12 protein-coding genes are annotated in these 19,199 nt (G+C 71.1%); 11 read left to right on the top strand and 1 reads right to left on the bottom strand.

Annotation, left to right across the window (positions count from 1 at the left end; all coding sequences use genetic code 11):
* Nucleotides 1-333: 333 nt before the first annotated feature.
* The 3 genes from AB0H62_RS41580 (at nucleotide 334) to AB0H62_RS41590 (ending at nucleotide 6,881) form a co-directional block, all read left to right on the top strand.
* Complete coding sequence (locus AB0H62_RS41580; RefSeq protein WP_220247484.1) at nucleotides 334-5,010, top strand: ATP-dependent helicase; 4,677 nt, start codon at nucleotides 334-336, stop codon at nucleotides 5,008-5,010.
* Between the two features lie 437 nt (nucleotides 5,011-5,447).
* Entirely contained in the window at nucleotides 5,448-5,948 is a 501-nt protein-coding gene (def, locus tag AB0H62_RS41585) for a peptide deformylase (RefSeq protein WP_220238080.1), read from the top strand.
* A gap of 207 nt (nucleotides 5,949-6,155) precedes the next feature.
* The gene (locus tag AB0H62_RS41590) at nucleotides 6,156-6,881 is read left to right on the top strand and encodes a hypothetical protein (protein WP_360591994.1); all 726 of its coding nucleotides are present in this window, start codon (nucleotides 6,156-6,158) and stop codon (nucleotides 6,879-6,881) included.
* Between the two features lie 92 nt (nucleotides 6,882-6,973).
* On the opposite strand, the gene AB0H62_RS41595 is transcribed toward AB0H62_RS41590, so the two are convergent.
* The gene (locus AB0H62_RS41595) at nucleotides 6,974-7,975 is read right to left on the bottom strand and encodes a hypothetical protein (RefSeq protein ID WP_360591995.1); all 1,002 of its coding nucleotides are present in this window, start codon (nucleotides 7,973-7,975) and stop codon (nucleotides 6,974-6,976) included.
* 184 nt (nucleotides 7,976-8,159) lie between these two features.
* Here AB0H62_RS41595 and AB0H62_RS41600 point away from each other — a divergent pair, with 184 nt between their 5' ends.
* The 8 genes from AB0H62_RS41600 to AB0H62_RS41635 all read left to right on the top strand — a co-directional run bounded on the left by AB0H62_RS41600 (nucleotide 8,160) and on the right by AB0H62_RS41635 (nucleotide 19,198).
* Nucleotides 8,160-8,954 (top strand): IclR family transcriptional regulator, encoded by a 795-nt coding sequence (locus AB0H62_RS41600; RefSeq protein ID WP_360591996.1) that lies wholly within the window; start codon nucleotides 8,160-8,162, stop codon nucleotides 8,952-8,954.
* Nucleotides 8,955-9,086: 132 nt separating this feature from the next.
* Entirely contained in the window at nucleotides 9,087-9,689 is a 603-nt protein-coding gene (locus AB0H62_RS41605) for a hypothetical protein (protein WP_220238076.1), read from the top strand.
* A gap of 19 nt (nucleotides 9,690-9,708) precedes the next feature.
* The gene (locus AB0H62_RS41610) at nucleotides 9,709-10,686 is read left to right on the top strand and encodes an amidohydrolase family protein (protein WP_220238075.1); all 978 of its coding nucleotides are present in this window, start codon (nucleotides 9,709-9,711) and stop codon (nucleotides 10,684-10,686) included.
* A 171-nt stretch (nucleotides 10,687-10,857) separates the two neighbouring features.
* Nucleotides 10,858-11,823 carry an ABC transporter ATP-binding protein gene (locus tag AB0H62_RS41615; protein ID WP_360591997.1) on the top strand — a complete coding sequence of 322 codons (966 nt, stop codon included), beginning with the start codon at nucleotides 10,858-10,860 and terminating at the stop codon, nucleotides 11,821-11,823.
* Nucleotides 11,820-13,202, top strand: a complete 1,383-nt coding sequence (locus AB0H62_RS41620; protein ID WP_360591998.1) for an ABC transporter permease — start codon at nucleotides 11,820-11,822, stop codon at nucleotides 13,200-13,202. The genes AB0H62_RS41615 and AB0H62_RS41620 overlap by 4 nt, the downstream gene beginning before the upstream one ends.
* 4 nt (nucleotides 13,203-13,206) lie before the next feature.
* A complete protein-coding gene (locus AB0H62_RS41625; protein WP_360591999.1) occupies nucleotides 13,207-15,951 on the top strand; it encodes an alkaline phosphatase family protein in 2,745 nt (914 codons plus the stop codon).
* Between the two features lie 136 nt (nucleotides 15,952-16,087).
* Complete coding sequence (locus tag AB0H62_RS41630; RefSeq protein ID WP_360592000.1) at nucleotides 16,088-17,443, top strand: carboxylesterase family protein; 1,356 nt, start codon at nucleotides 16,088-16,090, stop codon at nucleotides 17,441-17,443.
* A gap of 57 nt (nucleotides 17,444-17,500) precedes the next feature.
* A complete protein-coding gene (locus tag AB0H62_RS41635) occupies nucleotides 17,501-19,198 on the top strand; it encodes an FAD-dependent oxidoreductase (RefSeq protein ID WP_220238070.1) in 1,698 nt (565 codons plus the stop codon).
* Nucleotide 19,199: the final 1 nt, after the last annotated feature.

Below are 19,199 nucleotides of genomic sequence, written 5' to 3' on the forward strand. Positions count from 1 at the left end.
TTTGGCCCCGGCTTCGCCGGGGCGTGCGAGATCGCCTTTGAGCCGGCTTCCGGATGGGGCGGTCGGATCGGCCGGGGGCCGATCGCACCGCCCCATCCGGAAGCCGGCGCGATCTCGCGCTGTGGTCGCCTGGAGGGGGTGGGTAAGAGGGCTCGGGGTGGGTAAGAGGGCTCGGGGTGGGTAAGAGGGCTCGGGGTGGGTGGCCCTGGGCGTGACGCAGTGCACGTCCAGGTCGCCCGGTCGGGTGGTCGGCGGCGCCGTGACCTGGGCGTTCGCCGCGAGGGGACCGTTCGCGACGGCGGGAATCGGAAACTGTCGGGGGTGCCGCGCATCATGGAGGACGTGGCAGCAGACGTCCTCGACCTCTTCTCCCCCGCGACCCGCACGTGGTTCGAGGGGGCGTTCGCCGCGCCGACCGCGGCGCAGGAAGGGGCCTGGCGGGCCGCGCACGCCGGGCAGCACGCCCTGGTGGTGGCGCCCACCGGGTCCGGCAAGACGCTGTCCGCGTTCCTGTGGGCGCTCGACCGGCTGTCGGTGGAACCACCGCCGGCGGAGCCGCGCAAGCGCTGCCGGATCCTCTACGTCTCGCCGCTGAAGGCGCTGGCGGTCGACGTGCAGCGCAACCTGCGCGCGCCGCTCGCGGGGATCTCGCAGGCGTCGCGACGGCTGGGGCTGCCGGTGCCGGAGATCGAGGTCGGCATGCGCACCGGCGACACCACGGCGGCCGAGCGCCGGTCGTTCGGCAAGACTCCGCCTGATGTGCTGGTGACCACGCCGGAGTCGCTGTTCCTCATCCTCACGTCGTCGGCGCGGGAGTCGCTGGCGGGCGTGGAGACGGTGATCGTCGACGAGGTCCACGCCGTGGCGGGCGGCAAACGGGGCGCGCACCTGGCGGTGTCGCTGGAGCGGCTCGACGCGCTGCTGCCGAAGCCCGCGCAGCGGATCGGGTTGTCGGCCACCGTGCGGCCGGTCGACGAGGTGAGCTCCTTCCTCGCGGGCGGGCGACCGGTCACGGTGGTGCAGCCGAAGCTCGCGAAGACCATCGAGGTCCGCGTTGAGGTGCCGGTGGAGGACATGGCGAACCTCGACGGGCCGGCGCCGTCGCCGATGGAGCGGCTGGAGAACTTCACGTCGTTGTCGCAGCTGCCTTCTCAGGGCGGCATCGGCACGCAGGAGGAGATTGCGGGCGCCGAGGTGAAGCGGCCGTCGATCTGGCCCGCGGTCGAGGAACGGGTGCTGGAGCTGATCCAGTCGCACCGGTCGACGATCGTGTTCGCCAACTCGCGGCGGCTCACCGAACGGCTCACGGCGCGGCTCAACGAGCTGGCGGCCGAACAGACGGAGCTGCGGGCCGGCGACGCCTTCCCCGCCGAGGCGATCGGGCAATCCGGGCTCACCACCGGTGCCGCGCCGACGATCGCGCGGGCGCACCACGGGTCGATGTCGCGGGAGCAGCGCACCCACGTGGAAGAGGAGCTCAAGTCCGGGCGGCTGCCGTGCGTGGTGGCGACGTCGTCGCTGGAGCTGGGCATCGACATGGGTGCGGTCGACCTCGTGGTGCAGATCGAGGCGCCGCCCACGGTCGCGTCGGGGCTGCAGCGGGTCGGGCGCGCCGGGCACCAGGTGGGGGCCGTGTCGTCCGGCGTGATGTTCCCGAAGTTCCGCGGCGACCTCGTGTCGTGCGCGGTGGTCGCGGAGCGGATGGCCGCGGGGGCGATCGAGGCCGTGCGGTACCCGCGCAACCCGCTCGACGTGCTGGCGCAGCACGTGGTGGCGATGGTGGCGCTCGAGTCGTGGACGGTGCCGGAGATCGCGGCGCTGGTGCGGCGGGCGGCGCCGTTCTCCGCGTTGCCCGACGACGCGTTGCACGCGGTGCTCGACATGCTGGCCGGGCGGTACCCGAGCGAGGAGTTCGGCGAGCTGCGGGCGCGGATCACGTGGGACCGCGTGACCGGTGAGCTGCACGGGCGGCCGGGTTCGCAGCGGCTGGCGGTCACGTCGGGCGGCACGATCCCCGACCGCGGGCTGTTCACCGTGATGACGCCGGGGGCCGACGACAAACCCGGCTCGCGCGTCGGCGAGTTCGACGAGGAGATGGTGTACGAGTCGCGCGTCGGCGACACCATCCTGCTGGGCACGTCGTCGTGGCGGATCACGGACATCACCCACGACCGCGTGATCGTGGTGCCGGCGCCGGGCGAGCCCGCGCGGATGCCGTTCTGGAAGGGCGACGCGGCCGGGCGGCCGCTGGAGCTGGGGCGGGCGCTGGGCGCGTTCGTGCGGGAACTGTCCACTTCGGACAGCGAGGCGGCGCGGAACCGGGCCGCGGCGGCGGGGCTCGACCAACGGGCGTGCGACAACCTGCTGGCGTACCTGGAAGAGCAGAAATCGGCGACGCGACACGTGCCGAACGACCGGACGATCCTGCTGGAGCGCTATCGCGACGAGCTGGGCGACTGGCGGATCGTGGTGCACTCGCCGTTCGGGGCGCAGGTCAACGCGCCGTGGGCGCTGGCGATCGCCGCGCGGCTGCGGGAGAACCGGGGTGTCGACGCGCAGGTGGCGCATTCCGACGACGGCATCGTGCTGCGGCTGCCCGACGCGCTCGACGCCGAGGGCGGCGAGGTCACCATCGGCGCCGACGACGTGCTGCTGGACCCGGAGGAGGTCGAGCAGCTGATCGTGGCGGAGGTCGGCGGGTCGGCGGTGTTCGCCGCGCGGTTCCGCGAGTGCGCGGCCCGGTCGCTGCTGCTGCCGCGGCGCGATCCGCGGCGGCGGACCCCGTTGTGGCAGCAGCGGCAGCGAGCTTCGCAGCTCCTGTCGGTGGCGGCGAAGTACGAGCGGTTCCCCGTGGTGCTGGAGGCGATGCGGGAGGTCCTGCAGGACGTCTACGACGTGGGCGGGCTGCGGGAGCTGATGGCCGACGTCCGGGCGCGGCGGGTGCGGCTGGTGGAGGTGGAGACGCCGGCGGCGTCGCCGTTCGCGCGGAGCCTGCTGTTCGGTTACGTCGGGATGTTCCTCTACGAGACCGACGCGCCGCTGGCCGAGCGGCGGGCGGCCGCGTTGTCGCTGGATTCCGGTTTGCTGGCCGAACTGCTCGGCACGGAGGCGATCCGGGAGCTGCTGGATCCCGATGCCGTGCGCGAGGTGGAGCGGTCACTGCAGCGGCTCGATCCCGATCGGCACGCGCGTTCGGCCGAGGACGCGGCCGACCTGTTGCGATTCCTGGGTGATCTGTCCACTGCGGAGGCTCTGGAACGAGGGATCCAGCCCGAGTGGCTGGAGGAGCTGGAAGCCGCGCGGCGGGCGATCCGGGTGCGGATCGCCGGCGAGGAACGGTATCTGGCGATCGAGGACGCCGGGCGGGTGCGCGACGCGCTGGGGGTCGCGCTGCCGGTGGGGGTGCCCGAGGCGTTCACGGAACCGGTGGAGGATCCGCTGGGCGACCTGCTCGGGCGGTACGCGCGGATCCGCGCACCGTTCCCGGCTTCGGCGGCGGCCGCTCGGTTCGGGCTCGGTTCGGCCGTGGTCACGGGCGTGCTGGAGCGGATGACTGGGCAGGGCCGGCTGGTCCGGGGTGAACTGAGCCCGGTCGGGCACCCGGACACCCACGGTGTGGGGCTCGAATACTGCGACGCGGCAGTGCTGCGGCGGCTGCGGCGAGCGTCGCTGGCGAAGCTGCGGGCGGAAGTCGAGCCGGTGGAGCCCGCGGCACTGGGCCGGTTCCTGCCGTCGTGGCATGGGATCGGCGCGCGGATGCGCTCGGCGCCGACGGCTGACGACGTGCTGTCAGTGGTCGAGCAGCTGGCGGGCGCGCCGTTGCCGGCCAGCGCCGTGGAGTCGCTGATCCTGCCGAGCCGGCTGCCTGGCTACTCCCCCGCGCTGCTCGACGAGCTCACCACGGCCGGCGAGGTCACGTGGGCAGGCTGCGGCGCGCTGTCCGGCGGGGACGGGTGGCTGGCGTTGGCGCCGACGGACGTGGCCGACCTGCTGCTGCCGGAGGTCGAGGAGAACGCGCCGTCGAGCCCGGTCCACGAGGCCCTGCTGTCCACTTTGGAGGGTGGTGCACTGTTCTTCCGGCAGCTGGTGGACCGGGTTTCGCCGCAGCTGGAGTCGCCGCCGAACGACGGCGACATCGCCGGTGCGCTGTGGGACCTCGTGTGGGCCGGCCTGGTCACGGGCGACACGCTGGCGCCGCTGCGCGCGCAGGTCGCGGGCCACGGCGCGCACAAACCGCGGCGGCAGGCTCCGCGCGGCCGGTATGCGCGACTGCGGGCGGGGCGCCCGGCGATGCCGTCGCGCACGGGACCGCCGACGGTCGCGGGCCGCTGGGCTCTCACGCCGGCGCGGGAGACCGATCCGACGCGCCGGGCCCACGCGCGCACCGAGGCGTTCCTCGAACGGCACGGCGTGCTCACGCGCGGTGCGCTCGACACCGAACGGGTCACAGGCGGATTTTCGGGGATCTACAAGGTGTTGCGCGGCATGGAGGACTCGGGCCAGGTCGTGCGCGGGTACGTGGTGGAGGGCCTCGGAGCGGCGCAGTTCGCGGCGAAGGGTGCGGTCGACCGGTTGCGTGCCCTGTCCGGTCCTGCGCCCGGCGCGGACGGCTGGTCCGGTTCCCCGGCCCGGGCCGGCAGCGACCGCGCGGTGGTGCTGGCCGCCGCCGACCCCGCCCAGCCCTACGGCGCGGCCCTGCCCTGGCCGGCCGCCACAGGCGACACGAAACACCGCCCGGCGCGCAAGGCGGGCGCCCTCGCGGTCCTCGTCGACGGCGTCCCCGCCCTCTACGTCGAACGCGGCGGCCGGTCCCTGCTCAGCTTCACCGAGGACCGCGCCCCCCTCCAAGCCGCGGCGGCGGGCCTCTCCACCGCCGTCCGCGAGGGCTGGCTGGGCCAGCTGGCCGTCCAACGCGCCGACGGCGAACAAGCCCTCACCTCGGAACTCGCCGACATCCTCCGTGAAGCCGGCTTCCGGGCGACACCGAAGGGGCTGCGGTTGCGCGCCTGAGTATTCGAGTGTCCAAGTATTCGAGTGTCCGGACGGACGCCAAAGCCGCGGCAACACGCCTGGCAGCCGCAGGCAAGAAGCCGCGACGCCGAAGGCCTGCCGGTGCGCAGTTGTGCTCCACGGGCAACGGCGAAACCGAAGCCCCGCGAGCGCGAGCCTGGCCACCGCGGAGTCCGATCGGCGCCGAAGCGACCGCAGCCATCAGCCTGACCGCCGCATGCGTCGGCCTGCCCGCAGAGGCTGTGGCCGGCCGGCTGCGTGGCGCGGGCCCTGGCCGCCACCGAGGCGGCACCCGGTGGCGGACGCATCGCCGCGAGCGGCGGCAGGCGTCGAAGGGCTCGTGCTGCGGGGCTGACCAGCGCGGGTGCCGGGTGGGGGCGGACCCGGTGGTCATTACACTTCGTCCGGATACCCGGCGGGAAGAAGGACGTTCGATCATGGCGATGCGCGCTCTGCGCTACTTCGGGGACCCGGTGCTCAAGACGGTCTGCGATCCCGTGACGACTTTCGACAAGAAGGTCGAGGCGCTGGTCACGGATCTCATGGACTCGGTGAAGCCGGACGGGCGCGCGGGGTTGGCGGCGCCGCAGATCGGGGTGGGGCTGAGGGTCTTCAGTTACGACGTGGGCGGCCTGACGGGTTACGTGATCAACCCCGAGATCGTCTCGTTGTCGGAGGAGACGCACGAGATCGACGAGGGCTGCCTGTCGGTGCCGGAGCTGTGGTTTCCGACCGTGCGGGCCAAGCACGCGGTGGTGCGGGGCGTCGACCTGCGCAACGAGCCGATCGAGGTCGAGGGGGTCGACGTGCTGGCCCAGTGTCTGCAGCACGAGACCGACCACCTGGACGGCATGCTCTACCTGGACCGCTTGACGCCAGAGCGCAAGAAGCAGGCCCTCAAGCAGGCGCGGGGCAAGGACTGGTTCTGGAACCGCTGAGCACCATCGGCGAAGTGCATTCATGTTCGCGGAAACGTTTTCCACGAACGGCACCACCGGGATTTGTTCACACTCTTGAAGATCGCAAGCGGAATATTCCGCTGAAATGAGAGAAAGGGCAGTGCCGGAGCCCTGCAGTCCTCGGTCGCGGCGAAATCCTCCTCTGGCGCCTTAGGTTCGAAGGCGAGAACCCCGAGGAGGAATGACGTGAAAAGACGGGACGTGCTCAAGGCAGGCCTGGCCGACGGTGCCGGGGTGGTGCTGATGGCGGCACCCGCGATGGCCGCGCCGCGGGGCCGAGGTCTGGCCGACGCGGCGAACAGTAGCTGGCTCCAGGCCACGGAACACCTGCTCAGCGCGTTGCCGAGGTCAGTCGATCAAGCCGGAAAAGGCAGCGCGCTGCTGGTCAGTTTCCAGAGCCAGGCCCGGATGAACGGCGTGTTCGGGATCGCGGAAAACGCGAGCGTCGCGGAAATGGCGGAATTCGCCGCACAAATGCCGAAGTACGGGGTGCCGTGGGTGTTGCGGACCAGGGGTGCCGCGACGCCGGAATTCACGGAGCTCGCGGAAAGTCACGGGCTCACGGTGCAGGATCAGCGTGCGCTCGCCGTTCTCGAGAAGAACACCACACCATTCGACACAACCCCGCCCGGTGCGACAGTACGGCGCGTCGACGGGGCTTACGCGCAGACGTTCCTCGACGTTTCCGTCGCGGCCACAGGCGTGCCGGCCGACAGTGTGCGCGATCTGCTCAGCGGCGCCGTGCTCGATCTGCCCGCGGCGTCGCCGTATGTGGTCGAAGTGGGCGGTGAGGTCGTGGCCGTCGGGCTCGGACTGCGGGGCGGGCTGCTGGCGATCGACCCGGCCAACGAGCAGCTCGCCCGGACGCTCGGCTTCCACACCGTGGACACCTGGACCATCGCCCACGCTTGATCACGCGGAGAAGCGGGTTCGGCCGAAGAACGCCGAACCCCCTTCTCCCGCCCGGCAACCTCACCGGCGCCAATCCGGATCGCCCGCCGCCATCAGTGCTCGACCGCCTTCTGCGCCAATGCGGCGAGCGTCGCGTCGTCGACGAAGGAGCCGTCCCAGACGGCGGTCGCGCGCGTGATCAGGCCGCGCGCGTCGAGCTCGAGCCCGGTGACGCCGTGGGGCGCGGGGCCGCGAGAGGTCCACTCGTACCCGCCGCCGAGCGCGCCGCCCAAGGTGTGGCGCACGGCCGAGCCCGGGCCGGCGTACGGGAGCAGGTCACGCGCCGAGGTCAGGAACCGCGTGATCGCGGCCGGGCCCACGAGATACACGTGCGCCGCGACGTCCTCGAACACCGCGTCCTCCGCGAAGAACTGCCGCGTCGACGCGCCGGTGGCCAGCGCACCGGCGAGGCCGTCGACCGCGCGGCGCATCACGGAGGCGGCCGTCTCGCCGACGGTCCCCTCCTTGAAATCCGCCGGGAACGGCTCGCGCTTGCCGCGCACGTAGTCGATGCCGACGTGGCGGCCGTCCCAGTAGTCGACCCAGCGCGCGATCCTGCCGCCCTGCAGGTTGACCACGCCGGTGGCGCGGATCTCGCCGGGCGCGAACAGGCCGGGGGTGTTGGAGAAGAAGACGATCGCGCTGCGGTCGTCGCCGAGGATGCGCGTGGCGTAGGACTTCCCGTCGGCGGGCCACTTCGGCATGTTCTTCGCGAAGAGATCGTGCAGCGACTGCCACGACGGCCAGATCTCGCCGGTCACGGCGTCGAGGTAGTTCATCTGCGCGCGGTTGATCTGCGCCATCGTCGCTTCGGGTTGTTTCCCGGTTTTGGCCAGGAAGTACGCGCTGAGCACCCGCGAGACGCCGGGCGTCGCGTGGGAGGTGTCGATGACCGTGCCGATGCCGGGAACCTGCCGCACACCCCCACCCGAGCCATACCCCCGAGAAGCCGCGCCCGCGGTCCCCGCCGGCAGCACCGTCGCGACTGCCGCCGCGGCCCCGGTGATCGCGACACCCTTGAGCAACGCCCGGCGACCCAGATTCCGCTCGTTCACCACTACCTCCTCGTGGGCCGCCCGCGCGGCCACAGAATTCACTTATATGCATCGAGTTTATGGAAAGTGGACGAGTTGTCGAGGTGCGCCCGGGAACCACCGCCGTACACAAGGGCAGACCACGGCTCGCCGAGGCGGCTCACCCCACCGGGTCCGGCACCGGACCGGCCGTATAGTCCAGAACGTGGCAGCCCGGGAACCCGAAGACGACCGCCAGGGCATCCAGTCGGTCGAGATCGCGATGACGGTCGTGCGCGCCCTCGAGCAGGGCCCGGGTCCCATGAGCCTCAAGCAGGTCGCCGAGGCGAGCGGGATGGCGCCGAGCAAGGTGCACCGCTACCTGGTCAGCCTGTCGCGAGAAGGCCTGGTCGCGCAGTCGCCGAACTCCGGCCGCTACGACCTCGGCCCCGCACTGCGCCGCCTCGGCATGGAAGCGCTGCGGCGCATGGACGAGGTCGAGGTCGTCTCCGAGCACCTGCCGGGCCTGCGCGACCGCACCGGCCACTCCGTGAACCTCGCCGTGTGGGGCGACCACGGGCCGGTCATCGTCGGCTGGCACTACGGCGCCCACGTGCTGCCGATCACCGTGCGGGTCGGCGCGATCCTGCCGCTGATGTCCACGTCGGTCGGCCGCGTTTTCCTCGCCCACCTGCCGGAGACGATCACCGCCCCCGTCCTGCGCGGCGACTTCGACCCCGGCGCGGCACCCGAAGTCCCTTCGCCGGCCCAGCTCACCCGCGTCATCCGCGACGTCCGCCGCTCCGGCGCCGCGGTGACCACGGACGCCATGATCCCCGGCGTCACCACGGTCGCCGCCCCCGTGTTCTCCGAGGCCACGCCGCTGCCGCTGGCCGTCGCGCTCGCGATGCCCGTCGGCCACGCGAGCCCGGAGCAGGTCGCGAGCGCCACCGAGGAACTGCTGCGCACGACCATCGCTGCGTCGGCAGAGCTCGGCGGACGCGGCCCCGCGGCCGGCTGACCCCAGCCCGAATCCTCAGCCACACCACCCAAAAGCACGCCGGTCGTCGCCCGAGCGCGCCCACCCCTGGACACCGTCATCCACTTTTCGTAAACTCGATGCACATAAGTGAACGAGCCGAAGGAGACTCCAGTGTCCACGAGCATCGTCGCGCCCCGGCCTGAACGCGCCACGTCACGCGGCCTCACCGACCTCCGCCCGGACCGGGAGTGGTTCCGCTGGTCGGGGCGCCACCCCGTCGGCGCCTTGCTGGTCACCGCGTTCGTCGCGACGCAAATGGCCACGACGGCCGGCTACTTCATGCCGGCCATCGGCCTGCCGGAGCTGCCGTGGCCGTTGCACAACGGGCACGTCGCCGCGCCGGCAACCCCCGAGGGCACGGCCGCGTCGTACTTCGCCGGGCAGTTCATGCACTACTTCAACGGGATCGCGTTCGTGTTCGTCTTCGCGCTGCTCGCGTACCCGAAGCTGCCCTTCCGCGCCACGAACACCGGAAACCTGCTGAAGGCACTCACCTTCTGCACGATCCTCGCCCTCGTCGCCGCGGGCCTGCTCGCGCCGCTGATCTACCGGCCGGGCACCGGGCTCGGGTTCTTCTCGTTCGGGCACGGCTGGAAGTTCCCGTTCGCCATCCTCGTGTGGCACCTGTTCTTCGGCGTCCACATCGCCGCGCTGCACAACCCCGTGCGCGTCAGGCAGATCCAGCTCGAAGACGCGCAGCGCGAACAGGCCTGATCCGGAAAGGACCTCCACTGTGGACGGCAAGATCGCCCTCGAAGAACACTTCGCCACCGAGGACACACTCGGCGACTCCGAGCCTTACGCTCCTCCCGCGCTGTGGCCCACCTTGCGCGCCCGCCTGCTCGACCTCGACGGCCAGCGGCTGCGCCTGATGGACACCCACGGCATCGAGCTGATGCTGCTGTCGCTCAACTCCCCTGCCGTGCAAGGGATCCCGGACGCGATGAAGGCCGCCGAGCTCGCCCGGCGCGCCAACGACACCCTCGCCGAGCACGTCGCCGCGCGGCCCGACCGGTTCCGCGGGTTCGCCGCACTGCCGCTGCAGGACCCGGACCTCGCGACGGCAGAGCTGCGCCGCGCGGTCACGGAGCTCGGGTTCGTCGGCGCGCTCGTGAACAGCTTCACCGAGCTCGACGACGCCGGCACCGTCACCTACTACGACACCCCCGAGTACCTGCCGTTCTGGGCCGAGGTCGAACGCCTCGGCGTGCCGCTCTACCTGCACCCGCGCAACCCGCTGCCGCAGGACGCCCGCGTGTACGCCGGCCACGAGTGGCTGCTCGGCCCGGCCTGGGCGTTCGGCCAGCAGACGGCGGTGCACGCACTGCGCCTGGCCGCGTCGGGGCTGTTCGACCGCCACCCCGGTGTCACCATCATTCTCGGTCATCTCGGCGAAGGTCTGCCCTACTCCCTTTGGCGGATCGACCACCACAACAAATGGACCAATGCCGCGCTCCCCTATCCCGCCGCACGGCCGATCACCGAATACTTCACCGAGCACTTCTACGTGACGACGTCCGGCAATTTCCACACCCAGTCCTTGCTCGCCGCGATGTCGGAACTCAGCGCCGATCGCGTGCTCTTCTCCACCGACTGGCCGTTCGAAAACGTCGACCACGCGGCCGGCTGGTTCGACTCCGCACCCCTGAACGAACCCGACCGTCGCAAGATCGGCAGGGACAACGCGCGAGCCCTGTTCCGGCTCTCCTAATGCAAGGTGACAGTTAACTCAAGGCAAGATCACGATTTAACTCGGACAATCCACGAGTGCGACTTGTTTCGTCCGAGCCCCGTTCCCCGATCGTTCACCCGGCACCGGTTCGAGATTAATTTGCTGTCCCTAAGTTCCTGACGCACGTTTCACGACGAAAGCAAAGGGACCATGGACACACCTCTGGCAGTCCGGGCTCGGGGAATCACCAAAAGTTTCGGCGAAGTCGTCGCGCTCGACGAAATCGATCTCGACGTCGCCCAGGGGCAGATCCACGGACTGGCCGGGCCGAATGGCGCGGGCAAAACCACGCTGCTGGGTCTGCTGCTGGGCCTCGCCGTCGCGGACGAGGGCCGCCTGGAGATCCTCGACTCGCCCGTCGGGCGGACCCTGGACGCTCCCGGCGGCGTTGCCGGGTTCGTCGACGGCCCCGGCCTCTACCCCTCGCTCACGGCGCGGAAGAACCTCGCCGCGCTGGCCGCCCTGCGCGGCGGAGACACCCGCACCGCCGACATCGACGACGCGCTCGCCCAGGTCGGGCTCACCGACGTCGCCGACGACCGCGTGCGCGGCTTCTCCCTCGGCATGCGTCAACGGCTCGGCCTCGCCGCCGCCCTGCTCACCCGCCCGCGGCTGCTCGTGCTCGACGAGCCCGCCAACGGCCTCGACCCCGCCGGCAAGAAGCACGTGCACGGGGTCCTCAAACGGCTCGCGGCCGAAGGCGCCACCGTCGTGCTGTCCAGCCACCGCATGGACGACCTCGAAGCGCTGTGCTCGGAGGTCACGATCATCGCGACCGGCCGCGTCGTCTTCACCGGCCCGCTGGGCAAGCTCTCTTCGGAGAGCCAGGAGCTCGACTACCGGCTCGTGACTTCCGATCGCGAGTCCGCGCGGAAGCTCGCCGCCGAAACCCCCGGCATCCGGCTCGGCGATGAGTCCGGAAAGGACAGTGGTGTCCTCGTGGTGCGCGCGCTGGTGCCCGCTCTCGACGACCTCGTGGTGCGCCTCGTCCACGCGGGCGTGGCCCTTCGCGAGCTCGCGCCCGTGGTGTCCCCGTTGGAAGCCGCGTTCCTCGCCCTCACCGAATCCGAAGAGGCGCCCGAAACCGCGTCTCAGCAGCAGGAGTCCGCTCGATGACCGCGACCCTCACCGAACCCGGCACGCCGGGCACACCGGAAACCCCGACCGCACGCGAAGCACCTGCCTCGGTGGCCCGCGGCTACCGTTTCGAGCTGGTCAAACTCGTCTCCCAGTGGCGCGTCCGCCTGCTGGTGCTCGCCTGCTGGATCGCCCCGGCGCTGTTCGTCGCCGCGGTGAGCCGGCAGAGCGACCTGCCCGTGGACACCGTCTTCGGCCGCTGGATGAACGCCACCGGCTGGGCGGGTTCACTCGTGATGCTCGGGTTCGCCGGCAGCTACGCGCTCCCACTGCTCACGTCGGTGGTCGCCGGTGACGTGTTCGCGTCCGAGGACCGGCTCGGCACCTGGCGGCACCTGCTGGTGGCCGTGCGCTCGTACCGGCGGATCTTCGTGGCCAAGGTGCTGGCCAGCCTCACCGTGATCTTCGTGCTCGTGGCCGGCCTGGCCGTGTCCAGCATCATCGGCGGAGTGCTCGGCGCCGGCAACCATCAGCTCGTCGGCCTCGACGGGCACCTGCTCTCCCCCGGCGCCGCCGCCGGTCAGGTGCTGCTCGCTTGGGTGTGCGCGCTGGCCCCGACGCTCGCGCTGGCCGCGGTCGGGCTGCTCGGGTCCGTCGCGCTGGGCCGGTCGCCGATGGGCCTGCTGCTGCCCGCCGTCGTCGCGCTCGGGATGGCGGTGGCCCAGCTGCTGCCGCTGCCCGTGGCCGTGCGGCTCGCGCTGCCGACGTACTCGTTCATCGCGTGGGAAGGGTTGTTCACCAGTCCCGCGCAAGCCGGGCCGCTGCTCGTCAGCATCCTCGTCTGTCTCGTGTGGACAGTCGTGGCGACCGCGCTGGCCTACTTCCTGTTCCTGCGCCGCGATTTCACCAACCTGAGCTACGACGGCTCGGCCCGCCGCACGATCACCGCCGGCGCGCTGCCGCTGGTCGGGCTGATCGTGGTCGCCTTCGCGGTGATCGCCGTGGCCACGCCGTCGCTCGGCTCCGGCGTGACGCAGGACAAAGTGCAGCAGTCGCTTTCGACCACGTTCGCGCACCTCTACCGCCTGCAGACCGACGAACTGCACCGCCCCGCCGTGACCGAAGCCCAGCTCGGCGTCACGTCGGAGTGCCAGAAGGGCGGCGGCCTCGTCGCCCAGGAAGGACCGGGCAACGACTGGCGGTGCGTCGTCTCTTGGCATCTCCCCGGCGTCGAAGCGACTGGTCAGGCCATCTACCAGCTCGACGTCACCTCAGACGGGCGGTTCGTCGCCGACGGCGACGGGCCGAAGGAAGTGAACGGCTACTTCCAGGTGCGGACCCCGATCGGGGACCAACCCAACCCGCTGTGGCAGTTCGACGCCAGCGTCGAACTGCTGTCCAACACCCCGAAGGGATGACCCCATGCAGGTAACACGCCGCCGCAGGCGTGCAGGGAGAGCCAGGTCCGGCACCGGCAGATCGCGTCAGATCCGCCTCGTCACCGCCGGAACCGCCACGCTCGCCCTGGTCGTGACGGGCTCCGGCATCGGCACCGCGTCGACGCAGGAGTTCGGCCAGCAGCATGTCGGCCAGAACACCAAGGACGGGCTGGTCGTCTCGAGCGACCAGTACCTCGACCCGATCGGCGACCGGCTGGTCGTGAACGACGGCAAGATCATGGCGTCGAAGATCAGCCCGGACGGCACGCACCTCGCCGCGCTGACCACCGACGGCGACGCCGCGCTGACGATCGTGGACCTCAAGAGCTACAAGGTCCAGCAGCTGATCGGCACCTCGGCGAAGGTCAACCTCAAGATCGCCGGCAGCGACGTCGGCCAGGAAGGCCCGTCGTACTCCCCCGACGGCAAGTTCCTGTGGCTCGCCCAGACCGACGGCTACACCAAGTTCTCGGTGAACGCCGACGGCTCGCTCGCCAACCCCGTCTCCGTCAAGATCCCCGCCGACGGACCCAAGCACGCCCTGGTCGCCCAGGCGGTGTTCTCGCCCGACGGCGCCGTCGTGTACGCCGCCGTGAACGGCCAGAACCGCGTGGTCGCCATCAACGCGTCGACCGGCGCCGTCCAGCAGAGCTGGAACACCGGCATCGCGCCGCGCGACCTCGTGCTGGTGGGCAACAAGCTCTACGTCAGCAACGAGGGCGGGCGGATGCCGCTCCCCGGTGAGACGACGATCAACTCGTACAACACCCAGGTGCCGGCCGACCCGTTCACGGGTGCCTCCACCACCGGCACGGTTTCGGTGATCAACACCGCGAAGCCGGCCGCCGCCGTGGCCACCATCAACGTCGGGCTCCACCCCACCGCGGTGTACGCCAGCAACGGCACGGTGTTCGTCGCGAACACGTCGAGCAACAACGTGTCCGTGATCGACTCGGGCAAGGACAAGGTCACCCAGACCATCGCGACCCAGCCGTGGCCCGAGGCCACAGTCGGGTACGAGCCCGACGGCATCACGCTCACCAAGGACGGGCACCTGCTGGTGACCCTGGGCCGCGCCAACGCGATCGCCGTGTACAAGTACGACAGCCCGAAGGACCCGGCCAGCTACATCGGCCTGCTGCCCACGGACTACTTCCCGACCGCGATCGCCACGGTGGGCAAGGACATCGTCGTGTCCAACACCCGCGGCATCGACGCCCAGCGCCCGACCACGGCCGCCGGGCACGGCACGCACGACACGACGTCCAGCGTGCAGCGCTTCCAGCTGCCCGACGACCGGACGATCAAGTCGTACACGCCGAAGGTGTTCAAGCAGAACGGCTGGACGAACAACGCCGTCCAGGTGGCGAACGGCAAGAACAAGAAGCCCGTGCCGGTGCCGGCTCGCCTCGGCGACCCGTCCCCGATCAAGCATGTGTTCCTGCTCGTCAAGGAGAACCGGACCTACGACCAGGTCTTCGGTGACATCGCGGCTGGCAACGGCGACGCGGCGCTCGCGCAGTTCGGCGAGAACGTGACGCCGAACCAGCACGCGCTGACGCAGCAGTTCGGGTTGTACGACAACACGTACGACATCGGCACGAACTCCGCCGAGGGCCACAACTGGCTCATGCAGGCCGACGACCCGGAGTACACCGAGTCCTCGGCCGGCGAGTACCTGCGCAGCTACGACACCGAGGACGACGTGCTGGGCCACCAGGCCTCCGGCACGCTGTGGTCGGGCGCGGAGGCCGCGGGCAACACCGTCCGCGACTTCGGCGAGTTCCAGCAGTTCCTGACCAAGCCTTCGGGCGCGTCGTGGCAGAACCTGTACTGCGACAGCAAGAACATGGCCGCGACGGGTGAGCCCAACGCCTACCCGCTCGTGTCGTCGTCGCCGATCCCGTCGCTCAACGACGTGTCGGTGCACGGCTTCCCGAAGTTCGACACCAGCGTGCCGGACGTCTACCGGGAGCAGATCTGGCAGCAGGACTTCGAGAAGAACGGTCCCGCGAACCTGAACATGTTCTGGCTTTCCAGTGACCACACCGGTGGTCCTGCGAACGCCGCCGCGCAGGTCGCGGACAACGACCTCGCCGTGGGCAAGATCGTCGACACGATCTCACACAGCCAGTACTGGAAGGACTCCGCGATCTTCGTGGTCGAGGACGACTCCCAGGCCGGGCTGGACCACGTCGACGGGCACCGGGCGCCGATCCAGATCATCAGCCCGTACGCCCAGCACGGTGCCGTGGACAGCACGTACTACTCGCAGATCACGATGGTTCGCACGATCGAGCAGATCCTCGGGATCCAGCCGATGAACCAGAAGGACAGCGCGGCCACCCCGATGGCGAGTGCGTTCACGAGCAAGCCGAACCTCACGCCGTTCAACGCGGTGGCGAACCGCACGTCGCTCACGGGCGGCCTCGCGACGCAGCCGTCGTGCGGTCCGGACGTGGTGGCTCCGCAGTTCGCGTCCGTCCAGCCCGACACCGCGGTGCCGGCGGACAAGCAGCAGGTCGCTTCGCAGTGGTCGGCGTGGCAGAAGAACCAGCGCCTCACCGGTCCGAACGCGACGGCGGACTACGCCAACCCCGCGCAGATGAACCACTTCACGTGGTACCAGACGCACGGGTTCAAGACCCCGTACCCCGGCGAGAACAAGGTCTTCTCGCCGGATCAGGTGCCGGGTGCGTACATCCCGTCGGCCGAGTCGGACGGCTGAGTCACTTATTGAGTCATGACACGGGCCCCTGGCCGGCATCACCGCCGGCCGGGGGTTCGTGCGTTCGGGACAGGAATCCCTGGCGATTCGGGCAGCCGCGCCCCGGTGCGGGCCCGGCGCTGGTAACGATGGGGGGATGACCGATCCCGTCGTCACCACCCCGTACGGCCGGGTGCGGGGCAGCGTGCGCGAAGGCGTCACGCGGTTCCTCGGCATCCCTTACGCGGCCGCGCCGTTCGGCGAGGCGCGGTTCCGGGCGCCGCGCGCGCCGGAGGCGTGGGACGGCGTGCGTGACGCGCTCGAGTTCGGGCCGACCGCGCCTTCGGTGCCGTTGCCGGGTTCGTTCCTGGCGGAGCCGGTGGTCGAGGGGCCGGCCTGCCTCAACCTCAACGTGTGGACGCCCGACCAGGACGCGGCCGGACTGCCGGTGCTGGTGTGGCTGCACGGTGGCTCGAACGTCACCGGTTCGTCGGCGATGCCGATCTACGACGGCGCCGCCTTCGCGCGGCGCGGGGTCGTGTTCGTGTCGGTGAACTTCCGGCTCGGCGCGGAAGGCTTCGCGCTGCTGCCGGACGCGGTCGCGAACCGCGCGCTGCTCGACCAGGTCGCGGCGCTGGAGTGGGTGCGCTCCAGTATCGCGGCGTTCGGCGGGGATCCGGACGCGGTGACGTTGTTCGGTACGTCGGCGGGCGCGGGCGCGACGCTGGCGCACGTGGCGACGGACCGCGGCCTGTTCCGGCGGGCGATCGTGCAGAGTGCCAGCGCGCGGGCCGCGCTTTCCGCGTCCGACGCGCTTCTGGTCACCGGCGAGATCGCCCGCGCGGCCGGCGTGGAGCCGACGGCGGCGGGGTTCGCGCGCGTCGAGCCGGAGCAGCTCGCCGCGCTGTCGACGGCGGCCGTCGCGGACCTCACGGCCGACCTCGACCCCGCTCGCTGGGGTGCGACGACCGTGGCCGCCGCGCAGCCGTTCCTGCCGGTGGTGGACGGGGAGGTACTGGCCGAACCGCCGTTCGACGTGGTCGTGCGCGGCGGCGGGGTGGATCTGTTGATCGGGACGAACGCCGACGAGCTGCTGGCGCTGGCCGGCGCGTCACTTCCGGACGGTGTTTCGCACTCGGACGTGACGGAGCTACTGGGGCAGCTGGGTCTTGCGGTCGAAGCCGCTCCTGAAGGGACCACGCCGGTCGAGCTCTACGCCGACGTGCTGACCGACGCCCTGTTCCGCCGTCCGGTCGCGGAGATCGCCCGGGCGCGGCCGGCTTTCGTGTACGAGTTCGCGTGGCCCTCGCCGTTGCCCGGTGTGGGCGCGGCGCACGGGCTGGAGCTGGGGTTCGTGTTCGGCAACCTCGGGTTGTCCGGCCTCGAAGGGCCGATGCCGCCGCGTGAGCTGGCGGATCGGGTGCAGGCGGCGTGGGTGGCTTTCGCCACGACCGGTGACCCGGGGTGGCCGCGGCACGGCGAGGACGGCGGGGTGTTCGTGTTCCGGGCCTGACGGCCTCTGAAAAACCACGCGTTCGCGCGAGTGTGGATCGCCGTTACTGTCGGGTGCATGTCCGGCGCCGTGCTTCTCGCCGTCGACGAGAACGCGGATGCGCTGCGTGACGTCGACCGGGAACTGCGCGAGCGCTACGCGCGCCACTACCGCATCGTGAGCCTGGGCTCGGCGCAGGAAGCGTTGTCGCTGCTCGAAGAACTCGCCGCGGATGGTGAAGACGTCGCGCTCGTCCTTGCCGGTCAATGGCTTTCCGGTACGACGGGCAGCGAATTGCTGGCCCAGGCGCGTCGGCTGCACCCGCACGCGAAACGCGGACTGCTGATCGCCTGGGGCGAATGGGGAGACCGGGCCACGGGCGAGGCGATCTTCGACGCGATCGCGCGCGGGCACATCGACCACTACGTGCTCAGGCCGCTGGCCGCGCCGGACGAGGTGTTCCACCACGCGATCTCGAACCTGCTGCTCGAATGGACCGAGCTGCGGCGGACGTCGCCCTACACGATCCACGTGGTCGGCGACACCTGGTCCGGCCGGGCCTACCGGCTGCGGGAGGTCCTCGGGCGGTGCGCGATCCCGCACTCGTTCTCCCTCGCCGACTCGAACGAAGGACGCGCCCGCATCGCCCAGGCCGGGCCGGGCGAGCTCCCGATCGTCGTCTTCCCCGACGGCACGGTCCTGCGCAACCCCACCGACGCCGACATCGCCGTGGCCTCGGGCGCCCCGGTCAACCCGGACCGCATGGAGTTCGACCTCGTGATCATCGGGGCGGGCCCGTCCGGGCTGTCGGCGGCCATGTACGGCGCGTCGGAAGGATTCGGCACGCTGGTCGTCGACGAGGGCGGGCTCGGGGGCCAGGCGACGTCCAGTTCACTGATCCGCAACTACCTCGGTTTCCCCCGGGGCGTCAGCGGCCGCCGGCTGGCGCAGCAGGCGTACGACCAGTCGTGGGTGTTCGGGGCGAAGTTCGTGTTCATGCAGCGGGCGGCCGAGCTGCGGCGCGACGACGAGCTCTCGATCACGCTGTCCAACGGCACGCGGGTGCGGTCCCGCGCGGTGCTGCTCGCGCTGGGCGCCACCTACCACCGGCTGGGCGTGCCGGCCCTCGAGGCGTTGAACGGGGCCGGCGTCTACTACGGCGGTCCGGCTTCGGAGGCGCCCGGTGTCACCGACCGCGAGGTCTACGTCGTCGGCGGCGGGAACTCGGCCGGCCAGGCCGCGCTGTACCTGGCGCGGTACGCCGGCCAGGTCACACTCGTGATCCGCGGTGAGTCGCTGGGGTCCGGCATGTCGCACTACCTCGCGCGGGAAATCGAGGCCACGCCCCGGCTCAGCGTTCGCCTCGCCACCGAGATCGTCGACGGAGGCGGCACCGGCTGGCTCGACCACCTCGTGCTTCGCGACCGCCGGACCGGCCGCTCGGCCACCGCCCCCGCCGACGCCCTCTTCGTCATGATCGGCGCGCACCCCCACACCGACTGGCTGCCCCCGGAGGTCGAGCGCGACGACCGCGGCTTCATCGTGACCGGCCCGGACCTGCGCGCCTGGCCGCTCTCGCGGGACCCGTTGCCACTGGAGACGAGCCTGCCCGGCGTGTTCGCGGCGGGCGACGTGCGGCACGGTTCGGTGAAGCGGGTGGCGTCGGCGGTGGGAGAGGGCTCGGTCGCGATCCAGCTGCTGCACCGGATGTTCGCGGCAGAGGCGTTGCGGCCGCGGGGGCGGCCGCAGGAACCGGTGGAGTCCGTGGGGCGGTGAA

This window comes from Amycolatopsis sp. NPDC050768 (assembly GCF_040654155.1).
Classification (GTDB): Bacteria; Actinomycetota; Actinomycetes; order Mycobacteriales; family Pseudonocardiaceae; genus Amycolatopsis.